Raw genomic sequence first — 379 nt, forward strand, 5'->3', positions numbered from 1 at the left:
CCCTCCGGACTGCGCGCGCGCCTCGAGGGCGCGATGTCCCGGCGGCGGCTGCGGGGCTGGAACCCGCCGCTGGAAAACGTCAACGCGCTGGTCGCCTCGGGTGGGCCGAAGCTGCTGGCGCGGGCGCGCGAGCTGGTGGTCACCAACGGCTACGCCGCAAATGCCTGTGAGGCCTTCGCCGCCAACCTCGTGGGCGACGGCATCAAGCCCTCGTCATTGATCGACGACGCGGAGCAGCGCGACCGCGTCCAGCGGCTCTGGCTGGCGTGGACGGATGAGGCCGACGCCGACGGGCTGACCGACTTCTACGGGCTGCAGGCCATGGTCGCGCGCGAGATGTTCGTCGCCGGCGAGTGCTTTGTGCGGATGCGGCCGCGCC

General features: G+C 72.3%; 1 protein-coding gene. It reads left to right on the top strand.

Features of this window, described 5'->3' with window-relative positions; genetic code table 11:
* Positions 1–33 precede the first annotated feature (33 nt).
* A partial coding sequence (locus tag DRV84_RS15305) for a phage portal protein (protein WP_239995112.1) occupies positions 34–379 on the top strand: 346 nt, incomplete at its 3' end.

Origin of the sequence: Rhodosalinus sediminis (genome assembly GCF_003385555.1) — a bacterium.
Classification (GTDB): domain Bacteria; phylum Pseudomonadota; class Alphaproteobacteria; order Rhodobacterales; family Rhodobacteraceae; genus Rhodosalinus; species Rhodosalinus sediminis.